The organism is Polynucleobacter aenigmaticus (assembly GCF_002206635.1).
In the GTDB taxonomy this organism is placed as follows: domain Bacteria; phylum Pseudomonadota; class Gammaproteobacteria; order Burkholderiales; family Burkholderiaceae; genus Polynucleobacter; species Polynucleobacter aenigmaticus.
In genome coordinates this window covers 1-21976 of sequence record NZ_NGUO01000001.1, presented here as the reverse complement: position 1 = coordinate 21976, position 21976 = coordinate 1, and the positions used below count along the sequence as shown (strand labels likewise).

Genomic DNA, 21976 nt, shown 5'->3' with positions numbered 1-21976 from the left:
CATTTCTTAAGCAAGATTGTTGCTCGCTAAGTCCCAACGAGGTTTGATATCAAATGCCCCTGATGTTGTGGAGCCATTATTTTCCGCCAACATCCGCAGTGCTCCAGCAAAAGCAATCATCACGCCGTTATCAGTACATAAATCTACTGGCGGGTAGTGCACTTCAAATCGATTCTTTTTAGCGCTCGCATTTAAAGCGGCACGCAATTGCAGGTTTGCACCCACACCACCGGCAAGCACCAAATGTTTGCAATCTGATTGCTTGAGGGCTTTTTCTGACTTACTGACCAACACAGCCACCAAAGAATCTACAAACCCTCTCGCGAGATCCGCCTGAAATGTCGCAATCTCTGCGGCATCAGAAATACCCAGTACCTCAAATTTTTTCACCTGGTTCAAAACGGCTGTTTTGAGCCCGGAGAAGGAGAAATCCAAATCTCCTGAGTGCAGCATCGGTTTGGGGAGGTTAAATCGCCCAGGCTGCCCTTTTTCTGCCAATTTGGAGATTGCGGCACCGCCCGGGTAGTCCAGGCCGAGTAATTTAGCTGTTTTATCAAAGGCTTCGCCAGCGGCATCATCCAAGGTTTCGCCTAAAAGTTGGTATTTGCCAACCCCGCTCACCAACATCAGCTGGGTATGCCCGCCCGAGACTAGTAGGGCGATAAAGGGAAATTCCGGTACAGAAGTCCCCAGCAGCGGTGAAAGCAGGTGCCCTTCAAGGTGATGAACTCCAATGGAGGGTAAATTGAGGCCTTGGGCGAGGGATTTGGCAAATGCGCTACCCACTAGCAGGGCGCCTGCTAATCCAGGGCCCTGGGTGTATGCCACGGCATCGATATCCTTTAATTGGAGCTTAGCCTCATGCAAAGCGTCATCTAGAAGAGGTAAAACCCGTCGTATATGGTCTCTAGAGGCTAGTTCAGGGACAACGCCACCATACTCTTGGTGCATAGCAATTTGGGAGTGCAGCGCCTGACCTAGAATGCCCTGATGGGCTGGGGCGCGGTTTTCCCAAGGGGTGGTGTTATATAAAGCCACCCCGGTTTCGTCACAAGAAGTTTCTATGCCTAAAACAATCATTTTTTGCTTGGTCGTGCTAGAATCGCGTTTCAGTTAATTTTTCGATATTTTTCGAGCATATACGAGTTAAACAAGTATGACTACAGTCCGCCTACGTGAGAACGAACCTTTTGAAGTGGCATTGCGCCGTTTCAAGCGCACCATTGAAAAAAATGGCCTATTGACCGACTTGCGTGCCCGCGAGTTCTACGAGAAGCCAACAGCTGAACGTAAGCGCAAGAAGGCAGCTGCTGCTAAACGCCATTACAAGCGTATTCGCAGCCAGATGTTGCCTAAAAAGCTTTATTAATAGAATTTAAAAGCTCTCCTCACCGAGAGGCTTTGAAACCCGCTGACGGTGAAACGTAGCGGGTTTTTGCTTTTTAAGATATTCACAAAAAGCCAATACACTAAACATTGAATCAGCATTAAACCTATTAGGAGTGAATTCCATGAGTCTTAAAGATCAAATTACTGAGGATATGAAAAACGCTATGCGCGCAAAAGAAGTAGCGCGCTTAGGAACGATTCGTCTTTTGTTAGCAGCCATCAAGCAACGTGAAGTGGATGAGCGCATTGAGATGGATGATGCCTCTGTGATTGCGACGGTTGAAAAAATGATCAAGCAACGCAAAGACTCGATCTCCCAGTTTGAAAAAGCAAATCGTGATGATTTGGTAGCGATCGAAGCTGCCGAGATGGTGATCTTGCAAAATTACTTGCCGGCGCAGTTTTCGGATGCTGAAGTAGAAGCTGCGGTAGCTGCCGCTGTAGCATCAACGGGTGCAACTGGTCCTCAAGATATGGGTAAAGTGATTGGTGCCCTTAAAGCTCAACTGGCTGGTAAAGCAGATATGGGCAAAGTTTCTGGTTTGGTAAAAGCCGCTCTTGCTAAGTAAGCACCCACAACACTAAGCTAAGCCCAATCAAGTACTGATGGCTCTCATACCCCAATCCTTCATTGCCGATCTATTAAATCGGGTCGACATTGTTGATGTGGTTGGGCAGCACGTGAAATTAAAAAAAGCGGGCGCGAACTTTCAAGGTTTGTGCCCCTTCCATTCAGAAAAATCTCCCTCATTTTCAGTTTCCCCAACTAAGCAGTTCTATCACTGCTTTGGTTGTGGAGCTCATGGCTCTGCGATTAGTTTTCTCATGGAGTACTCCGGCCTTGGTTACGTAGATGCCATCGAAGACTTGGCGCGTTCTGCAGGTTTAGATGTGCCGCGCGAAGAGCGCACCGCCAATGACGTTGCACGCCAACAGCAAACGATGGCCTTGAGTGAGGTGATGAGCGCAGCAGCAGATTGGTATCGCCAGCAACTCAAAGCAACCCCCCGCGCAGTGGAATATCTCAAGGGTCGTGGTCTGACCGGTGAGATCGCTAAGCGCTATACCTTGGGTTATGCGCCCGATGGTTGGCAAGGTCTTGAAGCGGTCTTTGGTACTTATGCCAATGATGAAGTGGCCAAGACTTTATTAGAAGGCGGTTTACTTATTCAGAGTGAGCCTAGTGGTGACAATCAAACTGCAAGCCAAACAACTCGGCGCTACGATCGTTTTCGTGATCGCATTATGTTTCCCATTCGCAATCCGAAAGGTCAGACTATTGGCTTTGGTGGGCGCATCTTGGATCAAGGTGAGCCCAAGTACTTAAATTCTCCCGAGACGCCACTGTTCTCTAAGGGCAATACGCTCTACGGATTATTTGAGGCTAGGCAGGCGATTCGCTCTCAAGAGTATGTTCTCGTGTGCGAAGGTTATATGGATGTTGTAGCGCTCGCACAGTTAGGTTTCCCAAATGCAGTGGCGACATTAGGCACTGCCTGTACCGCTAATCACGTGCGCATGTTGTTGCGCCAAACCGATCGCATTGTGTTTTCATTTGATGGCGATGCTGCAGGTCAGCGTGCTGCGCAACGCGCATTAGAGGCATGTCTGCCATTAATGTCGGATGACAAGGAGATTCGCTTCCTGTTCTTGCCTACAGAACATGATCCTGATAGTTATGTCCGTGCTTATGGCGCACCGGCTTTTGAGAAGGTAATTAAAGAAGCGATGTCGATCTCCAGCTTCTTCTTTAAGATCGCTAGTCAAGAACATGAGCTCACTACTCCTGAGGGTAGGGCGCAAACACATCATGCTGCTAAGCCATTATTACTCTCGATGCCCCCCATAGCTTTGCGTACGCAAATTTTGCGTGAGCTAGCAATTCGGACCAACTCTACACCCGCTGAATTAGAGTCTTTTTGTGGTTTAACTGTGGCGCCTGCACCCGTGCAGCAGGGCTCTTATGCAACTACAAATCAGCGCGCACCGAACTTTGTACAGGCCAATAGCGGTAATAGAACTCAGGGCGCACCTTGGCAAGCATCTAAAGGCTCAGCGAAGAGGGTGGCAACGCAAAATATTGCACCCCCTCAAGCCCCAACGGATTTAGCAGAGCAGATGTTGCGTGTCTTAATTCAGTTTCCGCACTTAGGAAAGGCATTGGATGCCAATAAGAGGGCGCTTGCCCTGAAAGCCTCTGAGTTGCGATCCGCAAAAGCATTGGAGCTAATGAAAGACTTGCTGGCTCAGTGTGATTTAGTCGAATTGATCCCAGGTGAGAGCGGTAAGCCGCCAGCCGTTGGTGCAGGGGCTTTTGCTTTATTCCAAGAGCAACTATCCCGTAGTGAGCTAGCGCCACTCTATGAGGTACTGAGAAAGCGTGTCATGGGCTCTGATTTGGAGATTGAAGGGGCAATTGCGGATCTGGATGGCGCCTTTAAAAAGCTGGAACTCACTCACCTCAAAACAGAGATGACAGAGATTGCTCAAAAGATCGCTGGAAGTACTGCCACAGAGCAAGATCGAGCCCGCTATCGTGAATTAGGTGAAAGATTGAAGTTCGCTTAAGAATTTTTTGAATAAGCCCTCGAAAAACCTGAAATTGACCCCCCATTTTTAGTGTTTGCGGGGGTAAAAAAGTTGCAATCGACTATAATCCTCTATTCCCAGAAAAAAACCGATTTAATTCAGCCACTTGCGCTTTATTTTGAAGAAATTTGGGGCAAGTGGACAACGAGGCTGTGCTTAATCAGTCGTGATCAATCATCAGTAATGTGAGTAAGTGCTAATAAATGCCAAATATCAAGAAAAAACCAGCTAAACCAGCCGCCAAAGCACCAGCAAAAGCAGCCAAGCCAGTCGTAAAAGCGAAGGCTCCTGCCAAGCCAATTGTGAAAGCTAAGGCACCAGCTAAACCAGTTGCTAAGGCGGTTGCAAAAGCGGTGAAAGCACCAACCAAGCCAGTCGCCAAAGCGAAGGCTCCAGCCAAACCAGCCGTGAACGCTAAACCAGTTGCTAAAGTGGTTGCAAAAGCAGTGAAGGCTCCAGCTAAACCAGTCGCCAAAGCGAAGGCTCCTACCAAGCCAGTTGCAAAAGTAGTGAAGGCGCCAGCCAAGCCGGCAGCTAAGGTTGCGGCAAAAGCACCAGTAAAAGCAGCTAAGCCAGTCGTAAAAGCGGCTGTAAAGCCAGAAGTTAAAGTGGATGCGCCTAAAAAAGGTAAAGCTGCTGCTCCAAAAGCTGAAGTAGAAAAAGATACCAAGGAAGCTAAAGGCAAAAAAGCTAAGGTCGTTGAAATTGAGGTTGTAGCGACTGAAGAAGTTAAAAAAGGACGCAAGCCAAAGGCTGATGCTCCTGCTGAAGGTGCTGAACCAGTTTTGACGGATCGTCAAAAAGCGCGTGAGCGTAAGGCAAAAGAAAAGGCGCTCTTAAAAGAATTCGCAGCACAACAGTTGGGCTCTGAAGAGCAGCAAGAATTACGCCGTACTCGTCTGAAGACATTGATCAAGATGGGTAAGTCCAAGGGTTACTTAACTCATGGTGAAATGAATGACGTGATGTCAGATGAGTTGTCTGATGCTGATGCATTAGAAACGCTGATTAGCCTCTTAAATGACATCAACATTACTGTTTACGAGCAAGCCCCTGATGCCGAAACATTGCTGCTTAATGAAAATGCTTCAGCAACAACTTCTGAAGAAGAGGCCGAAGAAGAAGCAGAAGCCGCTTTAGCTACTGTTGATTCAGAGTTTGGTCGTACAACCGATCCAGTGCGTATGTATATGCGCGAGATGGGCACCGTTGATTTGCTGACTCGCGAAGGCGAGATCGTGATTGCGAAGAAGATTGAAGCTGGTCTTAAAGACATGGTGATGGCTTTAGCTGCCTGCCCTGTCACGATCAGTGAGATTCTTGCTAACGTAGATAAGATCGCCAGTGGTGAGATGGAAATCGATCAATTTGTAGATGGATTGGTTGATCCTAATGCGGAAGATATCAAGCTAGGACCTGAAGAGCCAGAAGTTGACCCTGATGCAGAAGAGGGTGACGAAGAAGGCGCTGAGGACGAAGGCAGCGGCGGTGGCGGTGCGGCTACAGCTAACGCTAAGCAATTAGAAGAATTAAAGCAAATCTCTTTAGAGAAGTTTGCGATTGTTCGTACGCAAGCTGACAAGATGCGTCGTGCCTTTGATAAAGAGGGCTATAACTGCCCAGCTTATATCAAAGCGCAAGAGGCGATTCGTGGTGAGTTACTTGGTTTCCGCTTGACCGCAAAGAGTGTTGAGAAGTTGTGTGACACCATGCGTTCACAGGTAGACCAAGTATGGAAACTCGAGCGCGGTATTGTGAGTTTATTAGTTGATAAGGTGGGCGTGAACCGTGGTGAAGTATTAAAAGACTTTCCTAAGATGTCGATGAACTTAGAGTGGACAAACAAGTTACTCAAAGAAAACAAGCCATACACAGCGCTATTGCAACGCAACGTTCCAGCAATTCAAGAACTTCAGCAGAAGTTAATTGATATTCAGACTCGCGTTGTATTGCCACTTCCAGAATTAAAAGAAGTGAACAAGCAAATGATCGCAGGCGAGAAGCGTGCACGTGAAGCGAAGCGTGAGATGACAGTAGCCAACTTACGTTTGGTTATCTCGATTGCTAAGAAATACACCAACCGTGGTTTGCAGTTTTTGGATTTGATTCAAGAAGGCAATATCGGATTGATGAAGGCGGTAGATAAGTTTGAATACCGTCGTGGTTATAAGTTTTCTACTTATGCAACTTGGTGGATCCGTCAGGCAATTACCCGTTCGATTGCTGACCAAGCACGTACGATCCGCATCCCAGTTCATATGATTGAAACGATCAATAAGATGAACCGTATTAGCCGTCAAATCTTGCAGGAAACTGGTCATGAGCCAGATGCTGCAACCTTGGCTCTCAAGATGGAAATTCCTGAAGACAAAATTCGCAAGATTATGAAGATTGCTAAAGAGCCAATCTCGATGGAAACACCGATTGGTGACGATGCAGACTCCAATTTGGGTGACTTCATTGAAGATAGCAATACATTGGCTCCAGCAGAAGCGGCATTGCATGAGTCCATGCGCGACGTCGTAAAAGATGTATTGGACTCATTAACACCACGCGAAGCAAAAGTATTGCGCATGCGCTTTGGTGTTGAGATGAGCACAGACCATACCCTCGAAGAAGTAGGTAAGCAGTTTGATGTAACGCGTGAGCGTATTCGTCAGATTGAAGCCAAGGCTTTGAGAAAGATGCGTCATCCAAGTCGTAGCGACAAACTCAAGACCTTCCTCGAAGAGGATTGATCCAAAGACTAACGGGCCTATAGCTCAGTTGGTTAGAGCAGAGGACTCATAATCCTTTGGTCCCAGGTTCAAGTCCTGGTGGGCCCACCAGAAATGAAAATACCAACCTTCGGGTTGGTATTTTTTTGAGCGTTACTTAAAGTAACGCTGGGGGTAAATGCCTAGAGCAATCGATATACGAGCCCTCTAGTATTGGAAGATGTCTCAGCTAATCGAATTAACTTACGTGAGTGAACCAGCGCAAAATATGTCATTTTTGGGCTTGATGAGGCTCTTATATCACTCGTATTCCAATAACCAAGCCTCAGGTATTACTGGCGCGCTCATTTATGAGAATAATAAATTTGGTCAAGTGATTGAAGGACTTGAAATGGATATTGAAGTCTTATGGCAAAAAATTCAAAAAGATACCCGACACAAAAATGTCCGCTTAATAGAATCTAAACACATAAGCGAGCGCAGCTTTAGTAAATGGACAATGGTTTTCCAAGGAAATGAAGAAATTGCTAAAACCTTGCCAGATGTTAGCGCCGCTATTGAGGATGTTGATTTTCCGGTAGATCACCCGTTATTGGTTGCTTTGAGGGACGGCGGCTAGTTCTCGCTGGACTCAATTTAAATCTCATCGTCGATGATGGATTTTACAAGTGTTACTTAAAGTAATGCCTGTTACTCATATTGCGGTTTGGGGCAATGAGGTTTTTAGGTCATTACTCCAAAGCTATTTGATTTTGAAAACCAAAGAGTGAGTAAGCGTTTCTTCTGATCTCGTTAAATTAGTCACGCATACGCTCACACACCGGTAAATAGGAGGCGTAACCTCTTGAAATCCTGATGATTTTCTTTGGTTGCCTGCTCTCATAATCCTTTGGTACCAGGTTCAAGTCCTGGTGGATTCACCAATTAAATCAACAGCTGAGTGAGAAATTCCTCGGTCGTTTGTTTGTGCCGCCAAGTGCGAGTAATCTCCACACACCTTCCATTGCAGCCCCAATAAATGTATAAATTAGGCAGTGGAGCAATGAAGCGCTTCTTGATTTGGAGTTCTACAAAGTCTCAAGCAATTAGCGTCATGCTGAAGATACTTCATCAAACTCTATTTTCAAATAATTTTTCTCAGAGATAGATTCATGACTAATCACTGCAAAGATGGCATCTTCAGTCTTTAAAGGAGCGACTCTCCCAATAAACCAGCGTTTCTTATTGGGAGAGTGGCAAAGATACTTAACGGCAAAGTCTTCTAGCTCGCCTTTGAGTACATTGCGGATACCTAATGCCATGTCCCTAGCAGTTTGTGTCCCAGAGCCTACAGCGTTTTCGCATACTTTTAGATAGTTATATCCTAAGAAAAAATTTTCATCCGGAATTTTAGAATTAGAAGCAGAAAATTTACGCCATGATTTATTAACTTGAACAATCTCTCCGTTAGAGTTGGTTACAGCAATTTGCAAGCTAAGCGAGTCTAATATTTGTTGGGCGCAAACCTTATTTTTCTGATTGGAGTTTATTGCAGGGTTTAAACGAAAAGAGTCAGGTTTATTGCTCTCCATTAATTCGACTAGAAAATCGCTGGGGTTTAGTTTGAGCCATTTAATTAGGATGAATAAATGGCTTGGAGAGGGAAATGCTATTCCATTGGACCACTTTCTGGCAGTTTCGCGACCGACAACACTAGTCCCATGTGCTCGAAGATTAAATTGCATCGAAATAAAATTGGATGATGGGACTTCCCCATACTGTTTTTGCAGGCCCAGCCTAAATGCTATTGAAAATAGTTCAGTTGTTTTTAAACGATTGTTCACATTGAACCTTTAAGTGATTGGTAGAAACCCTACATTAGTTGAAGCTTTCTCCTTTTTTAAATTTGCCCACTTTAAGTAGGCAAATTTAAAAAAGAGACTACTTAAAATCAAAAACAGCATTACAAAATGAAAAAAATTTTCAAGGAGAAGTTATGGAATTGAATCATATAGAGAATAAGTTAAAAGTCGTATTGGGGTCTTGTCTCGGATTAGCCCTTACTAGTTCACCGGTTTGGGCATCCTCTGCTGTTTTGAAGCCAAATGATTTTGTTGGTATTACCTTTTGGTTGATTTCAATGGCCTTGGTTGCTTCAACTGCCTTCTTCTTCTTAGAAAGAGACCGCGTCTCGCCTAAATGGAAAACATCATTAACTGTTTCTGGCCTTGTCACTTTAGTTGCTGCAGTGCACTACTTCTATATGCGTGAAGTCTGGGTAGAAACAGGATCAACACCAACGGTGTATCGTTATATTGACTGGTTAATTACAGTACCTTTGTTGATGATTGAGTTTTATCTCATCCTGTCAGCAATCGCTAAAGTTCCAGCAGGTGTTTTCTGGCGCTTGATGATTGGTACTCTCGTAATGCTCGTAGGCGGGTACTTAGGCGAAGCTGGCTACCTAGCTTTGTGGCCTGCATTTATCATCGGTATGGTTGGTTGGGCATACATTTTGTATGAGATCTTTGCGGGTGAAGCCGGCAAGATTAATTCAAATAGTGCTCCAGCTTCAGTTCAGTCAGCGTTTAAAACAATGCGCTGGATCGTGACCATCGGTTGGGCAATCTATCCTATTGGTTACTACGTTGGCTACCTTACAGGTAGTAGCCCTGCAGATAGTGCTGGCTTACTTAATATTATTTACAACCTAGCTGACGTCTTAAATAAGATTGCATTTGGTTTAATTATTTGGAGTGTTGCTGTTACTGAATCAGAAGCGAAGCACTAATCGTTTTGTTCTTTATCTAAAAATCTCCGGTTAATGCCGGAGATTTTTTTTCTTAGGCTGAAATAAAGTGACTTATAACGTTCAACTAGAGATTCAGAGTAGCTTCTTAGCTGAAGAGGCAACTCCAAGCTATTTAATTAGCAAACCAGATGCTTTATTGGAAAAAGTTGAGGACTACATGACGGAGGCCCTAGTGAGTGGCTTTGAGATGAATGTAGATGGCTCTGCTATTTTGAATGAGGCAATTGAGCATCACCTTAGTTCTGGGGGGCAAAGGCTGCGAGCTTGTCTTGCCTTGAGTGCGGGGCAAGCTATTGGCTTAAGTGAGAATGACTGTATTTGTATAGCATCTGCTGTTGAGTTATTGCATAACGCCTCGTTAATTCACGATGATCTTCAAGATGGGGATCAATTCCGCCGAGGTCAAGAATCGGTCTGGAGCAAGTTTGGAGGCAATACAGCAATTAGCTGTGGAGATTATTATCTGTCGACTGCCTACGCAGCTCTTGCTTTGATAAGTAAAACTGATTTATTGCCTCAAATGATTCAAATAATGCATCAGAGGGTGTCTCAAGCAAGCCATGGGCAGTCTGCGGATTTATCTACTACGCTAGATCAGATGACGCTTGAATCTTATCTTGAGATAGTGATGGCTAAATCAGGGGCTTTATTAAGTCTGCCATTGGAGTTTGTATTGTTGCTCGGCGGTCATCATCAAAGTATGCCTATTGCGCGTCAGGCCTGCAGAGATTTTGCAGTAGGATTCCAGATATATGATGACGTGCGAGATATTTCAACAGATTCTGGCCAGGCAGCAGATGGAGGAGATCGACTTAATATCATCTCGATATTTGAACATTTGAATCGGGGCTTAGATATTTCTTGTGATCCCGTTGTTATCTCTAAAGATATTGCAATTACGCACCTCGAAAGATCTCAGCTTTGTTTAGTTCAGTTACCAGCGCAATCGGGTCAGCTTTTAGAAGAATGTACTAAAAATATTAGTAATCTGGTAAAGGCAATTCATTCATAGAGAGAAAGATATGCACGCCATAGTAATCGGCGCAGGATTTGGAGGCATTGCTAGTGCTTTACGCCTCAGAGCTAAAGGCTATAAAGTCACCGTAATTGATCGCTGTGAGCAATTAGGGGGGAGAGCTCAATCTTTTGAGCGCAAGGGCTTTCGCCATGATGCGGGACCTACTGTTATTACAGCTCCTTTTTTATTTGAGGAGCTCTTTGAGCTCTTTGACGAGCAGCTTTCTGATTATATTAATTTAGTCCCTCTGCAGCCTTGGTATCGCTTTGTTTATGCTGATGGTGAGCATTTTGACTATGGCGGCAGTCTGGAGGAAACGCTAGCGGAAATTAAGAGAATTGAACCAAGTGACTGTGATGGTTATCTGAGATTACTAGAGCATTCTAAGCGCATCTTCGATGTGGGTTTTACCCAATTGTCAGCCCAATCTTTTGATAGCTTCTGGGTCATGCTAAAGCAAATTCCAAGACTAGTGCGTCTGCAAAGTTATAAAACAGTTTGGCAACTAGTCACTGGATATCTAAAAAATGACAAACTGCGTCAGGCCTTTTCTATTCAGCCTTTGTTGGTGGGCGGCAATCCATTTAATACAACAAGTATTTATGGCTTAATTCATTATCTAGAGCGCGCTTACGGGGTTCACTTTGCCATGGGCGGAACAAGCGCCATCATTGCGGCGCTCGAAAATTTGATGATTCGACAAGGCATTGATCTTCAGTTAGGAAAGACGGTGAAGTCTTTGATAATTGAAGATGCTTGCGTTAAAGGAGTGATATTAGAAAGCGGCAAAATATTAACTGCCGATATAGTTGTTTCAAATGCTGATCCTGTGCATTTATATCGCCACATGATTGAACCAAAGAAACAGTCTTTTATGACCCGCCTTAAGTCAAAGAAACCTCAATTTTCCATGGGCCTCTTTGTGCTTTACTTTGGGACAACGCAGACATACCCTGATGTTGCTCACCATACCATTTGGCTTGGGAAGCGCTACAAAGAATTGCTCGAGGATATCTTTGATCACAAGGTTTTATCTGAGGATTTTTCTCTCTATTTACATCGTCCCACAGCAACGGACCCTAGTTTTGCCCCATCGGGCTGCGACAGTTTCTATGTACTATGTCCAGTACCAAACTTATTAGGTGGTCAAAACTGGGCAATTGAAGGCCCAAAATTACGAGATCAAATAATAAAAGCTCTTGATAAAACAATCTTGCCAAATTTAGCGCAAACCATTACTGAAGATTTTTATAAGACACCAAAAGATTTTGAGACAAACTATTTGAGTGAGCATGGCGCAGGATTTTCAATTGCCCCCATATTCAGTCAGTCTGCCTGGTTTCGTTTTCATAATCGTGCAGAAGGATTGCAGAACCTGTATGTAGTTGGGGCAGGAACGCACCCCGGAGCGGGATTACCTGGCGTAATTTCTTCAGCTAAAGTGATTGACTCTCTGATCCCAAGTGTTAAATAAAGTGGCTACTCAATCAAATTTCTCCAGCGCTGACAGTGTGCTTGCCAACAAGGGAAGAAGTTTTCATTGGGCTCGTCGTTTGCTGGGAAAAATTCATGCAGATCGTGCGACACGTTTATATCGTTTGTGTCGTTATATCGATGATCTGGGAGACGAGGAAAATTCAGTAGAAGCTTCTAGGAAAAAGTTGTTAGATGCAAGAAATGCAATTAGCTTAAGACATTCGGACAACGAAATATTGCTTGATGGTGTGGGTCTTCTCAATGAATGCCAGATTGATAAAGTGATCCTTTTAGATTTAATTGCAGGAGTAGAGTCCGACACTCAATTAGTCAGAGTGGAAGATCAAGGCGCCTTATTAAGATACTGCTACCAGGTTGCAGGAACGGTTGGGTTGATGATGAGCAAAGCATTGGATACGCACGATGAAGTTGCTTATCCATTTGCAATTGATCTAGGCATTGCAATGCAGCTCACTAATATTTGCCGCGATATAAAAGTCGATGCTTTAGCTAATCGACGCTACATTCCCACCAATTTAGTGAGGGATCTAGAGCCGATTTCACTCATTCATCCCAATGCGCAGCAAGAGAATTTAGTGAAAGATGCCGTCGCTAATTTGCTCAATTGTGCTGAAAAATATTATGCTAGTGGCGAAATGGGTCTCGCTTATCTACCGCTACAAGCAAGATTATCTATTTTAGTAGCGGCGCGAGTGTATAGAGAAATCGGTGTGGAGCTTAAAAACCAAGATTATGAATATTGGCATCGCCGCATTGTGGTATCAACTCCAAGAAAGATAGTGGTTACCTTCAAAGCTTTAATCTCGATATTGTTCACCTTGAATTTTTGGCGTCATCCCAAAAAACACGATGCCAATCTTCACAGGGCCTTATTCAGTCAAAGCTCTCCCGTATTAAGCTCACTGAAAAATTATGCAAGCTGACCTAGATTTAATCATTATTGGTGCTGGTTGTGCTGGCCTCAGTTTGGGGGTGCAGTTAGCCAAAATGGGGGAGGGGGCTCCAAAAACGCTTTTATTGGAGCAGAGAAAAGTGTATGAAAATGATCGAACTTGGTGTTTTTGGGGGCAGCAAGGTAATACTCATTCTGATCTAGCAAATCATCAATGGACTAAATTGCTAGTGCAATCAGAAAAAAAGAAGATTGCTTTGGAGTGCTCTTTTGCCCCCTATCAAATGCTGGCTTCCCAAATTTTTTACGACAGTGCGCATCAAGCAATTGGACTTAATTCATTGATCGAACTAAGGATGGATGCAGCATTATTAAATGAGCCTGAATTTCACCAAGGCTGGTGGCAATTTGAAACCTCATTCGGTCTCCTGCGGGCTAAATCTGTAGTGGATACTCGTCCTAAAGTACTCAGTGCAGTTAGGGGAGCCAAACTGTGGCAATCATTCTTCGGGTATGAAATTGAATGTGAGCAAGCTATATTTGATCCTACTACTGCAACTCTAATGGATTTTTATAAGGCTAACTCAGAGTTTGTCGGATTTAACTATGTATTGCCACAATCAGAAAAGAGGGCATTAATTGAGTTTACGGTGTTTGCTAAGCGACCTTATATTCAAGATGATTTGGTAAGCAGGCTTGATGAGTCGGTAGCCCGATATCTTGATGGAAAAAATTTCACAATATTGAGAAAAGAGTTCGGGCTTATTCCCATGGGACTTCACACTGGCAATGACATTGTGAATGCTACTCGCACTCATTCTACTTATGTTCATGCAGGGTTAACAGCGGGAGCTGCAAGACCTGCAACTGGATATGCATTTCAAAGAATTCAGGAGTGGGCTGTTCAGTGTGCAAACTCTTTTTCTAAAAGTGGTTTGCCAATCAACCATGCAAAAGATTCTTTCCTGCTGAGAAAAATGGATGACGTATTTCTCAATGTCATTCGTAACAATCCAGAATTAGGACCAGGGCTATTCTTGGATTTATTTACCAAAGTAGATGGCAGGAAATTAGTGCGATTCTTATCAGACAGAGGGCGCTTACTAGATTATCTTGCCATTGTGAAGGCTTTGCCAGCAGCCCCTTTCCTCAAAGATGTTTTTAGCTTTTCAAGTAACCAATGAATAAAATTCAGATACAGGGCCTCGTTTTTAGTTTGATAACTATTTTTATTGCCTTAATTTCGGTATTTCTGCCCCAACAAACCCCCACTTCTTTGTTATATATTTTGGCCGCCTTGATTTTCTTCCTGGGAGTCCCTCACGGAGCACTAGATCCAGTGTTTGCTCAAAAACTGTACTTCTTAAAAGGCTTGAAAGATTGGTCAAAGTTCATCTTTATTTATATCACCTTGTCAGTAATAGTCGTTTTGGTATGGTGGCAGTTGCCATTGTTTTTTATGGCTAGTTTTTTAGTCTGCTCCATGATGCATTTTTCTAGAGATTTGAGTGGAAAAATATCTAAAATCACTAGGCTTATATATGGCGGCTCAATAATTGCTCTGCCCACAATCTTTCACTTTAATGAGATGCAAGATCTTTTCTCTGCAATTCTTGATTCAAATACTGGTTTACAGATTACAAACTTTTTACATTTGTTAGCTTGGCCTTGGCTAATAGGCAGTCTTATCAGCATCTATCTTGGGCTTGTAAGGGATTGGGTTGTTGGCTTGGAGATTCTGGCAGTCAGTCTTTTATCAACTTTTGCGCCTCCATTGATTGCATTTACAGTCTATTTTTGTGGCATGCATAGTGTGAGGCATATTTTACGGACTAAAGACTATGCAGACGCCACATTCATGCGCTTGAGTTTTATTTCCATGGCGCCGATGTTGGGCGTTCTTTTCATGGCAGTATTGGGCTGGCATTATTTGCCTGATTTACCTAATTATGAAAAATTGCTGAGATTTATATTTGTCGGTTTAGCAGCCTTAACGGTGCCCCATATGCTTCTCATTGATCGGGTTTCTTATCGCTTATAAGTGAGTTATTTGATGGATTACTTGAGGCATCAAAGACCCTCCCGAGTATTTAATAGCCTCAAATAGTCATAAATGTTATGATTTTTTACGGCACTATTCCACCTACATTTAAGGATTGCTAATGAAACGGGAAATGATCAAAAAAATAATTTCAGCATCAGTATCAGCGACTCTAGCCCTTAGCCCGCTAGTGAGTGACGCATGCACTGCTGTTAATGTAGTAGCAAAGGATGGTTCTGTTGTTGCCGGCAGGACGATGGAGTGGGCTTTTGATATGAAGTGGGAGCTAGTTGCAAATCCTAAGGGATCAACCATATCAATGACTGCACCAGCTTCAATGAAGCTGCCTGCAACAAATTTATCTAGCAAGTATGCATTTGCTGCTATAGCGCCAGGAGTTTTGCAGGGATCTCCAGCATATCTGGAGGGGCAAAATGAGCTGGGGCTTGCCATAAGTGGCAATTTCTTACCAGGTTTTACTGAATATCAAACTGTAACTCCACAAGATAAGAAATACGTCTCAGTAATCAATTTTGGAGGTTTTATTTTAGGAATGTTTGGGTCGGTAAAAGAGGCGCGAGCTGAAATTCCAAAATATAAAGTATGGTACGACCCAAGTGAAGTTAAGGGCATCCCAACTCCACCCTGGATACATTACGTGTTAACAGATCGCAGTGGTGACAGTATTGTTGTGGAATTTGTTAAGGGTCAAATGATGATTCATGACAATGTGGCCGGCGTGTTGACTAACTCACCAACCTATGACTGGCATATTAATAATGTCAGAAACTATCTATCACTTACATCTACCGCAACGTCATCGGTCACCATCAATGGAACAAACGTTACTGAGTTAGGCCAAGGAGGCGGCTTAGTTGGAATGCCTGCAGATTACACGCCACCCTCGCGATTTGTAAGGCAGGCTTATCTCAAGCAATTTGCATATAAGCCCAATAATAGTATTGACGCCTTTCAGTTAGCCGGACATCTTTTAAATAACGTTGATATTCCAGTGGGTGTTGCTCGGTCTACAGATGGCAAACAAGTTTTTTCTGATTACACACAGTGGGTTAATTTGAAGGACTTAAAAAATAACCGAATGAAAATTGCAAACTATGCAAATCGCACAAACTTCATAGAAATTGATCTTAATCAGGTGTTTAAATCTGGAAAGTCAAAGACTTGGCAGATTGATAAATTGCCATACCCACAAAATGACTTAACAGCGGAACTCTTGAAATAAGATTTTTCAGAAACCACCTTCGGGTGGTTTTTCTTTGGTGATTAATAACGGGCATAGGCTTTGCATATTATTGATGTAATGCCCTTCATATAACACTACACACTGCTTTGACTGCCTGCAAATCTCCTGTTTATGAAGCTCTATCCTGATCTCCTGCTCTAATAATTCTTTGGCCCCGGGTTAAAGTCCTGGTGCGTCCACCAGAAAAGTAAACCCTCGTTGCAAATGGTGGGGGTGTTGTATTTTGGGGGTTACTTTAAATGACGGTGAGAGGTTTGCTTTTGGACAGAAAAAGTTATTGGGTATTTATTTCTACCCAAGCCATTTTCTTCTGTAGGTTAATTTAACCAACTCGTACCAAACCAATCCTACAAATCCAGAAGCGAAAATTACTAGGGCGCCCTCAAGTGAAGGCTCGGCGAATTGAAACCGCTCACGAAGAAATGGAATTGTAACTAGAAATCCAAACGAGATAATCCCAATACCGATAATCCATTTTTGTGATGGATTAGTTTTTTGTAAAATTTTGAAGAAGTGATCATTCTTAGATCTACTAACAATAATTAATGAGATATTACCAAGTACTAGACAGCCAAATGATAGAGTGGTGCTAACTGCATGGGAGTAATTCATATGCAAGAGTGTGAGATAAATACCAATAACAATGAAGGTTAATCCCGCTCCTTGGAATAAAGCCATTGAAATATTTTTTATGCTGAAGAGTTTTTGATTGATGCTTCTGGGTGGCTTTAGCATCACATTGCTCTCAGGAGCTTCCATTTCAAAAACAATCGCACAAGCTGGATCGATTACCATTTGTAAAAAAACAATATGTATTGGGTCTAAGATTGGAGGTATTCCAAAAATAATCGGGATAAAGACGGCTCCAGCCATGGGTATATGAATAGCAACTACATAAATAATGGCCTTATGCAAGTTGTCGTAGATTTGTCTTCCCTGTTGAATGGTATTGACTATGGATGAAAAATCATCATTTAATAGCACAAGTGATGCGGCCTCTCTAGCCACATCTGTACCTCGTTGCCCCATAGCAATTCCAACATGAGCAGCCTTTAGGGCTGGCGCATCGTTTACTCCGTCACCCGTCATAGCGACAACTTCATTATTGGCCTGTAATGCCTGTACGAGCCTCAATTTTGCAGTGGGCTTAATTCGTACATATACAGAGATCTTCTTTACTACTTCGCGGAGTTCAAGATCACTTAAATGATCGATATCGCTACCTGATAGAACCTTAGAGCTATCAATCCCAGCCTGTTTTGCAATCGCTTGTGCTGTAATGGTGTGATCCCCGGTAATCATAATGACGCGAATACCAGCCTTATGACATTTCTGAATAGATGCTGGTACCTCTTCCCGTATTGGATCCTTCAGACCCACAAGACCGAGCCAAGTAAATTCAAAAGACTCTAAAGTATCTGGCCAAGCTGAGAGGTGCTTTATGTATTGGGATTTTGCAATGCCGAGTAAACGTAAGCCTTGGGATGCAAGATCTTCTATTTGCCTCTCAATTACTGCTTTCTGAGTTTGCGTTAAGTTGCATCGCTTTAGAACTACCTCTGGAGCACCCTTAATTGCAACTATGCATTCATTTGAGTTTTGTGTCCGCCAAAGATGGGTCATGGCCGGAAGTTCAGCTGATAATCCATATTCATGAACTAATTCATAATCGCCGTATAAATTTTGATATTCAGGAACGAGATAGCTTTTCTCATGAAATGCTTTCTCCATAGGATCAAAAGGTTTTACCGCGCTTGCAAGTATGCAATAACTTAAAAGCTCTCTTTGCGCTAGATTTATAAGGCTATCTTTCTGGCGCAGTATCAATATGCCCTCGGGCGTGGCAAGCGCCTCAAGAGACATCGTATTGAGCGTGAGGGTGCCAGTCTTATCAACACATAGGGCAGTGATACTCCCTAGCGTTTCAATGACGGGCGCATACCTCGTAAGCACTTTTTGGCGGGATATTCTCCAAACCCCAAGCGCCATAAATACCGTCAGAATTACTGTGAATTCTTCAGGCAGTAACGCCATTGTTAAGCTAATAGCAGTTAGCGCACCTTCAAGCCAGTTGTCATGTATTAATCCATAGATGATTAAAACAATGATGGAGAGCGCGACTCCAAAAATCATAAATCTTTTAATCAAGATCTTAATATCATCTTGCAGTGGGCTATTTACATTAATAATTTGTTTAAGACTGTCACCGATCTTGCCTAGTTCGGTTTGCATGCCTATTGCGGTGACTTGGGCTATGCTTCCACCGCGAACAACCATGCATCCAGCGTGAACATGATTAGCTTCATCCTTTTTAACTGGTTCAGACTCGCCAGTTAATAATGATTCATCGACAAGTAGGTCATGGGATTCAAGCAATAAGGCATCCGCAGGAATTCTGTCGCCTTCTTCAAGAATGAGAATGTCTCCAACGACAATATCTCTGCTGGCAATTCTTTGGGTAATGCCATCCCTAACGACAATCGCTCTTGGGCTTGATAACGCTTTAAGGGCGCCAATCGCTTTTTCACTTTTTCGCTCTTGGAAGAATGTGATGCCAACCGAAATAAAAATGAATACAAACAGAATCAACGTGTCATCTATTTTCCCGATTACCAAATAAAGTGTCCCAGCCATCAATAGAAGGGCAAATGTGGGTTCAGACAAAATACGGAAAAGAAGCTTGAAAACGGTTTTTTTATCTGCGACTAAAAGCTCATTAAATCCATGCTGTACTTGAAGCAGATTAACTTGAGATTTCGTAAGACCCTGCGGGGTTGATAGCATTCGTATGACTGCCTTGCTATGCAAGAGAAAAATTTAAATAGCCGTGATCAGCGACCATCTAGGGAGATTACTTCACTAACAAAACAGGTTGTTTCGCCAAGCTTGATACTCGCTGTGCAACTGACCCAATCAAAATATCCAAGATGCCACCTCGCCCCTTTACGCCCATAACGATCAAGTCAACCTTATCTTTATTGGCTAAAGCCATGATTTCCTCAGCAACATGCCCGCGCAGGATGGCCATATTGTGTTTAACGCAAGCCGTATCTAACACTTTTTGTGCGGCTTTCAACTCTTTCTCGCTTACTTCTCGTAAGTAATCATCAATAACGCTTTTAGCAACGAATTGCTTGACATGCCCAAGTCCCGCATCGTCATGAACGCTAACTAAAGTAACGGTAGTTGGGTTGCGAGAATTTTTAGCCAACTTGGCCACATACTTCGCTGCATTAAGAGATGATTTAGAGCCATCGATTGGTAATAGTATTTTCATGGGATCCTCTTTTAATATAAAAACTATATATTAAATATAATTATATTGGTCTAGACTTACAAGCCATTATCAGTATATTTTTAATTTCAGGGGTGCTAGCGTGTTTCATTTATTGGAAAAAGAAAGAACAATTGCCGGCCCAGGCTTTAATCGCTGGCTTGTGCCACCAGCAGCACTTGCAATTCACTTATGCATTGGCATGGCTTATGGTTTCTCTGTTTTCTGGTTGCCACTATCTAAAGCTTTAGGTGTATCTAAAGGCTTAACTGAAGCAATAAAATGCGCCCCTAATGCAGGTTTTATTACTCAACTATTTACAAGGTCTTGTGACTGGGAAATATCCACTTTAGGGTGGATGTATATATTATTCTTCGTTTTTCTCGGCGGCGCTGCTGCAATGTGGGGTGGTTGGTTAGAGCGTGCTGGTCCTCGTAAGGCAGGTGCTGTTTCTGCAATTTGTTGGTGTGGCGGCATGCTGTTCTCGGCCTTAGGTATTCACCTTCACCAGTTTTGGATGATGATTTTAGGGGCTGGTGTTATCGGTGGGATTGGCTTGGGTCTTGGTTATATCTCTCCAGTTTCCACTCTCATTAAGTGGTTCCCTGATCGCCGAGGTATGGCAACCGGTATGGCCATCATGGGGTTTGGTGGTGGCGCGATGATTGGCTCACCATTAGCCGCAAACCTCATGAAGTATTTTGCTACTCCAACTAGCGTGGGTGTTGCGCAGACCTTCGTGGTGATGGCCCTCGGTTATTTTGTATACATGATGGCCGGTGCATTTGGCTATCGAATCCCAGCGAGTGACTGGATACCTCCTGGCTGGACGCCACCAGTAGCACAAACCAACAATGCCATGATTACTAAGCGCAGCGTTAATGTGAAAAAAGTTTGGGGCATTCCACAGTTCTGGTTGGTATGGATGGTTCTATGTATGAACGTGTCTGCTGGTATTGGCTTGATTGGCATGGCATCACCAATGCTGCAAGAAGTGTTTGCCGGCAGCTTGATTGGCGTTCAAAAAACCTTTACCGAATTAGATAAGGCGCAACTCACTGCTATTGCTGGCGTAGCTGCAGGTTTCACTGCGCTACTAAGCCTATTTAATATTGGCGGTCGTTTTTTCTGGGCAAGTTTGTCAGACGTACTAGGGCGTAAGCTGACTTATGCATTGCTCTTTGTGCTTGGCGGCTTAATGTACTGCAGCGTTCCAAGTAGTGCACAGTCAGGCAGCCTCGCTTTATTCGTGGGTGCTTTCTGCATCATTTTGAGTATATATGGTGGTGGCTTTGCTACTGTTCCAGCTTATCTTGCCGATTTATTTGGCTCACAAATGGTTGGTGCAATTCATGGCCGCTTATTAACTGCATGGGCTACGGCAGGTATTCTAGGGCCAGTAGTGGTGAACTACATGCGCGATTATCAATTAAGCATAGGCTTACCAAGAGCTCAGGTATATAACCAAACAATGTATATCCTGACAGGAATGTTGTTGGTTGGATTGATCTGTAACTTGATGATTCGTCCAGTAGCCGATCAGTGGTTTATGACTGATGCTGAATTGGCTGAAGAGAAGAGGCTGGCCCATGAAAAGGTTCTTGATTCTGTTATTAAGGAATCAGGTAGTCATGAGCACACCTCTATCGCCACAATTATCTTAGCTTGGATGGCGGTTGGAATCCCTCTAGCTTGGGGGGCCTACAAAACGTTCCAAAGTGCATTGCAGTTATTTGTATAAAAGTTAGTTTGTAATTTCAACTATCTTCGACGGCCTACTTTATTTCATTAGTGGCCCGTCACCATCAGCGTTACTTAAAGTAACGCTGGGATAATCGGTATTCTATTGGCCAAATGCAGGGACGAGATGCGATCAATTCGATTCGTGCAGTGTGGCCGCTTAAGAAATAGGCGCCCATAAAACTAGTAGATCAAGTACTCCCGCCTTTTAGGCCCCAGATTCAAGGTTTGGCGGACTGACCAGAAAAAATACCAACCGAGTTGAACTGACCCCCAGTAGTTGGACAGTTTAGTTAGGTTAGCACGAGGGATTGAGTTCGGTAATTTACCGGGCTCAATCCCTTTAGTTTTTGTTTGATTCGATCATGGTTGTAGTAATGGATATATTCCTTTAGCTGGGTTTTAAATGATTGAACATCGTCAAACTTTTGTTGGTAGAAGAACTCAGTTTTCATAATCCCAAACCAGTTCTCCATCACGGCGTTATCTAAGCAATTCCCTTTTCTAGACATGCTTTGAGTAACGCCTTGTTCTTGCAGGGCCTGTTGATACAGCCCCATTTGGTATTGCCAGCCTTGGTCGGAGTGCAATACTGGCCTGCCTTCATTCTTGAGTCGTTTGAAGGCGCTCTTTAGCATCTGCATTACAGAGCTGATCTGCGGCCGATCAGCAAGCTCATAGGAGATGATCTCTTGGTTATACAGATCTAAGATCGGTGATAAGTACACTCGCTCGCCCTTGATGTTGAACTCGGTGACATCGGT

18 protein-coding genes and 1 tRNA gene are annotated in these 21976 nt (G+C 43.5%); 14 read left to right on the top strand and 5 right to left on the bottom strand.

What is annotated here, in order from left to right; genetic code table 11:
- Positions 1-6 precede the first annotated feature (6 nt).
- On the bottom strand, positions 7-1080 hold the full coding sequence (tsaD, locus tag CBI30_RS00095; protein WP_088526323.1) for a tRNA (adenosine(37)-N6)-threonylcarbamoyltransferase complex transferase subunit TsaD: 1074 nt from the start codon (positions 1078-1080) through the stop codon (positions 7-9).
- Between the two features lie 76 nt (positions 1081-1156).
- Here tsaD and rpsU point away from each other — a divergent pair, with 76 nt between their 5' ends.
- From rpsU to CBI30_RS00065, 6 genes are all read left to right on the top strand, one after another.
- Positions 1157-1369 carry a 30S ribosomal protein S21 gene (gene rpsU / locus CBI30_RS00090; protein WP_011903537.1) on the top strand — a complete coding sequence of 71 codons (213 nt, stop codon included), beginning with the start codon at positions 1157-1159 and terminating at the stop codon, positions 1367-1369.
- Between the two features lie 142 nt (positions 1370-1511).
- Positions 1512-1958, top strand: a complete 447-nt coding sequence (locus CBI30_RS00085; protein ID WP_088526322.1) for a GatB/YqeY domain-containing protein — start codon at positions 1512-1514, stop codon at positions 1956-1958.
- Positions 1959-1995: 37 nt separating this feature from the next.
- Positions 1996-3957: a DNA primase gene (dnaG, locus tag CBI30_RS00080; protein WP_088526321.1), complete on the top strand. Its 1962-nt coding sequence runs from the start codon at positions 1996-1998 to the stop codon at positions 3955-3957.
- A gap of 224 nt (positions 3958-4181) precedes the next feature.
- Positions 4182-6716: an RNA polymerase sigma factor RpoD gene (gene rpoD, locus CBI30_RS00075; RefSeq protein WP_088526320.1), complete on the top strand. Its 2535-nt coding sequence runs from the start codon at positions 4182-4184 to the stop codon at positions 6714-6716.
- A gap of 13 nt (positions 6717-6729) precedes the next feature.
- Positions 6730-6806 (top strand) — tRNA-Ile (locus tag CBI30_RS00070).
- 109 nt (positions 6807-6915) lie between these two features.
- Entirely contained in the window at positions 6916-7314 is a 399-nt protein-coding gene (locus CBI30_RS00065) for a BLUF domain-containing protein (protein WP_088526319.1), read from the top strand.
- 472 nt (positions 7315-7786) lie between these two features.
- Here CBI30_RS00065 and CBI30_RS00060 read toward each other — a convergent pair whose 3' ends face one another.
- Entirely contained in the window at positions 7787-8518 is a 732-nt protein-coding gene (locus tag CBI30_RS00060; protein ID WP_143744331.1) for a hypothetical protein, read from the bottom strand.
- 152 nt (positions 8519-8670) lie between these two features.
- On the opposite strand from CBI30_RS00060, the gene CBI30_RS00055 reads away from it, so the two are divergent.
- The 7 genes from CBI30_RS00055 (at position 8671) to CBI30_RS00025 (ending at position 16177) form a co-directional block, all read left to right on the top strand.
- Complete coding sequence (locus CBI30_RS00055; protein ID WP_088526317.1) at positions 8671-9465, top strand: bacteriorhodopsin-like; 795 nt, start codon at positions 8671-8673, stop codon at positions 9463-9465.
- A 67-nt stretch (positions 9466-9532) separates the two neighbouring features.
- Entirely contained in the window at positions 9533-10498 is a 966-nt protein-coding gene (locus CBI30_RS00050) for a polyprenyl synthetase family protein (RefSeq protein WP_088526316.1), read from the top strand.
- A gap of 10 nt (positions 10499-10508) precedes the next feature.
- Entirely contained in the window at positions 10509-11978 is a 1470-nt protein-coding gene (crtI, locus tag CBI30_RS00045) for a phytoene desaturase family protein (RefSeq protein ID WP_088526315.1), read from the top strand.
- 1 nt (position 11979) lies between these two features.
- Positions 11980-12924 carry a phytoene/squalene synthase family protein gene (locus CBI30_RS00040; protein ID WP_240553448.1) on the top strand — a complete coding sequence of 315 codons (945 nt, stop codon included), beginning with the start codon at positions 11980-11982 and terminating at the stop codon, positions 12922-12924.
- The gene (locus tag CBI30_RS00035; protein WP_088526313.1) at positions 12914-14077 is read left to right on the top strand and encodes a lycopene cyclase family protein; all 1164 of its coding nucleotides are present in this window, start codon (positions 12914-12916) and stop codon (positions 14075-14077) included. Before CBI30_RS00040 ends, CBI30_RS00035 begins: the two co-directional genes overlap by 11 nt.
- Positions 14074-14934: a Brp/Blh family beta-carotene 15,15'-dioxygenase gene (locus CBI30_RS00030; RefSeq protein WP_088526312.1), complete on the top strand. Its 861-nt coding sequence runs from the start codon at positions 14074-14076 to the stop codon at positions 14932-14934. The genes CBI30_RS00035 and CBI30_RS00030 overlap by 4 nt, the downstream gene beginning before the upstream one ends.
- A gap of 121 nt (positions 14935-15055) precedes the next feature.
- On the top strand, positions 15056-16177 hold the full coding sequence (locus CBI30_RS00025; protein WP_206075505.1) for a choloylglycine hydrolase family protein: 1122 nt from the start codon (positions 15056-15058) through the stop codon (positions 16175-16177).
- 312 nt (positions 16178-16489) lie between these two features.
- On the opposite strand, the gene CBI30_RS00020 is transcribed toward CBI30_RS00025, so the two are convergent.
- Both CBI30_RS00020 and CBI30_RS00015 read right to left on the bottom strand, forming a co-directional pair.
- Positions 16490-18982, bottom strand: a complete 2493-nt coding sequence (locus tag CBI30_RS00020; protein WP_088526311.1) for a cation-translocating P-type ATPase — start codon at positions 18980-18982, stop codon at positions 16490-16492.
- Between the two features lie 67 nt (positions 18983-19049).
- On the bottom strand, positions 19050-19475 hold the full coding sequence (locus CBI30_RS00015) for a universal stress protein (RefSeq protein WP_088526310.1): 426 nt from the start codon (positions 19473-19475) through the stop codon (positions 19050-19052).
- Positions 19476-19575: 100 nt separating this feature from the next.
- Here CBI30_RS00015 and CBI30_RS00010 point away from each other — a divergent pair, with 100 nt between their 5' ends.
- Complete coding sequence (locus CBI30_RS00010) at positions 19576-21213, top strand: OFA family MFS transporter (RefSeq protein WP_088526309.1); 1638 nt, start codon at positions 19576-19578, stop codon at positions 21211-21213.
- 292 nt (positions 21214-21505) lie between these two features.
- Here CBI30_RS00010 and CBI30_RS00005 read toward each other — a convergent pair.
- Positions 21506-21976: IS3 family transposase (locus tag CBI30_RS00005; protein ID WP_143744329.1), on the bottom strand; the 471-nt coding region annotated here is incomplete at its 5' end.

Bases quoted from the DNA above. Each gene is read 5' to 3' on its own strand.
- tsaD (WP_088526323.1), bottom strand. From the start codon at position 1,080: ATGATTGTTTTAGGCATAGAAACTTCTTGTGACGAAACCGGGGTGGCT.
- rpsU (WP_011903537.1), top strand. From the start codon at position 1,157: ATGACTACAGTCCGCCTACGTGAGAACGAACCTTTTGAAGTGGCATTG.
- CBI30_RS00085 (WP_088526322.1), top strand. From the start codon at position 1,512: ATGAGTCTTAAAGATCAAATTACTGAGGATATGAAAAACGCTATGCGC.
- rpoD (WP_088526320.1), top strand. From the start codon at position 4,182: ATGCCAAATATCAAGAAAAAACCAGCTAAACCAGCCGCCAAAGCACCA.
- CBI30_RS00015 (WP_088526310.1), bottom strand. From the start codon at position 19,475: ATGAAAATACTATTACCAATCGATGGCTCTAAATCATCTCTTAATGCA.
- dnaG (WP_088526321.1), top strand. From the start codon at position 1,996: ATGGCTCTCATACCCCAATCCTTCATTGCCGATCTATTAAATCGGGTC.
- CBI30_RS00025 (WP_206075505.1), top strand. From the start codon at position 15,056: ATGAAACGGGAAATGATCAAAAAAATAATTTCAGCATCAGTATCAGCG.
- CBI30_RS00035 (WP_088526313.1), top strand. From the start codon at position 12,914: ATGCAAGCTGACCTAGATTTAATCATTATTGGTGCTGGTTGTGCTGGC.
- CBI30_RS00055 (WP_088526317.1), top strand. From the start codon at position 8,671: ATGGAATTGAATCATATAGAGAATAAGTTAAAAGTCGTATTGGGGTCT.
- CBI30_RS00065 (WP_088526319.1), top strand. From the start codon at position 6,916: ATGTCTCAGCTAATCGAATTAACTTACGTGAGTGAACCAGCGCAAAAT.
- CBI30_RS00030 (WP_088526312.1), top strand. From the start codon at position 14,074: ATGAATAAAATTCAGATACAGGGCCTCGTTTTTAGTTTGATAACTATT.
- crtI (WP_088526315.1), top strand. From the start codon at position 10,509: ATGCACGCCATAGTAATCGGCGCAGGATTTGGAGGCATTGCTAGTGCT.
- CBI30_RS00020 (WP_088526311.1), bottom strand. From the start codon at position 18,982: ATGCTATCAACCCCGCAGGGTCTTACGAAATCTCAAGTTAATCTGCTT.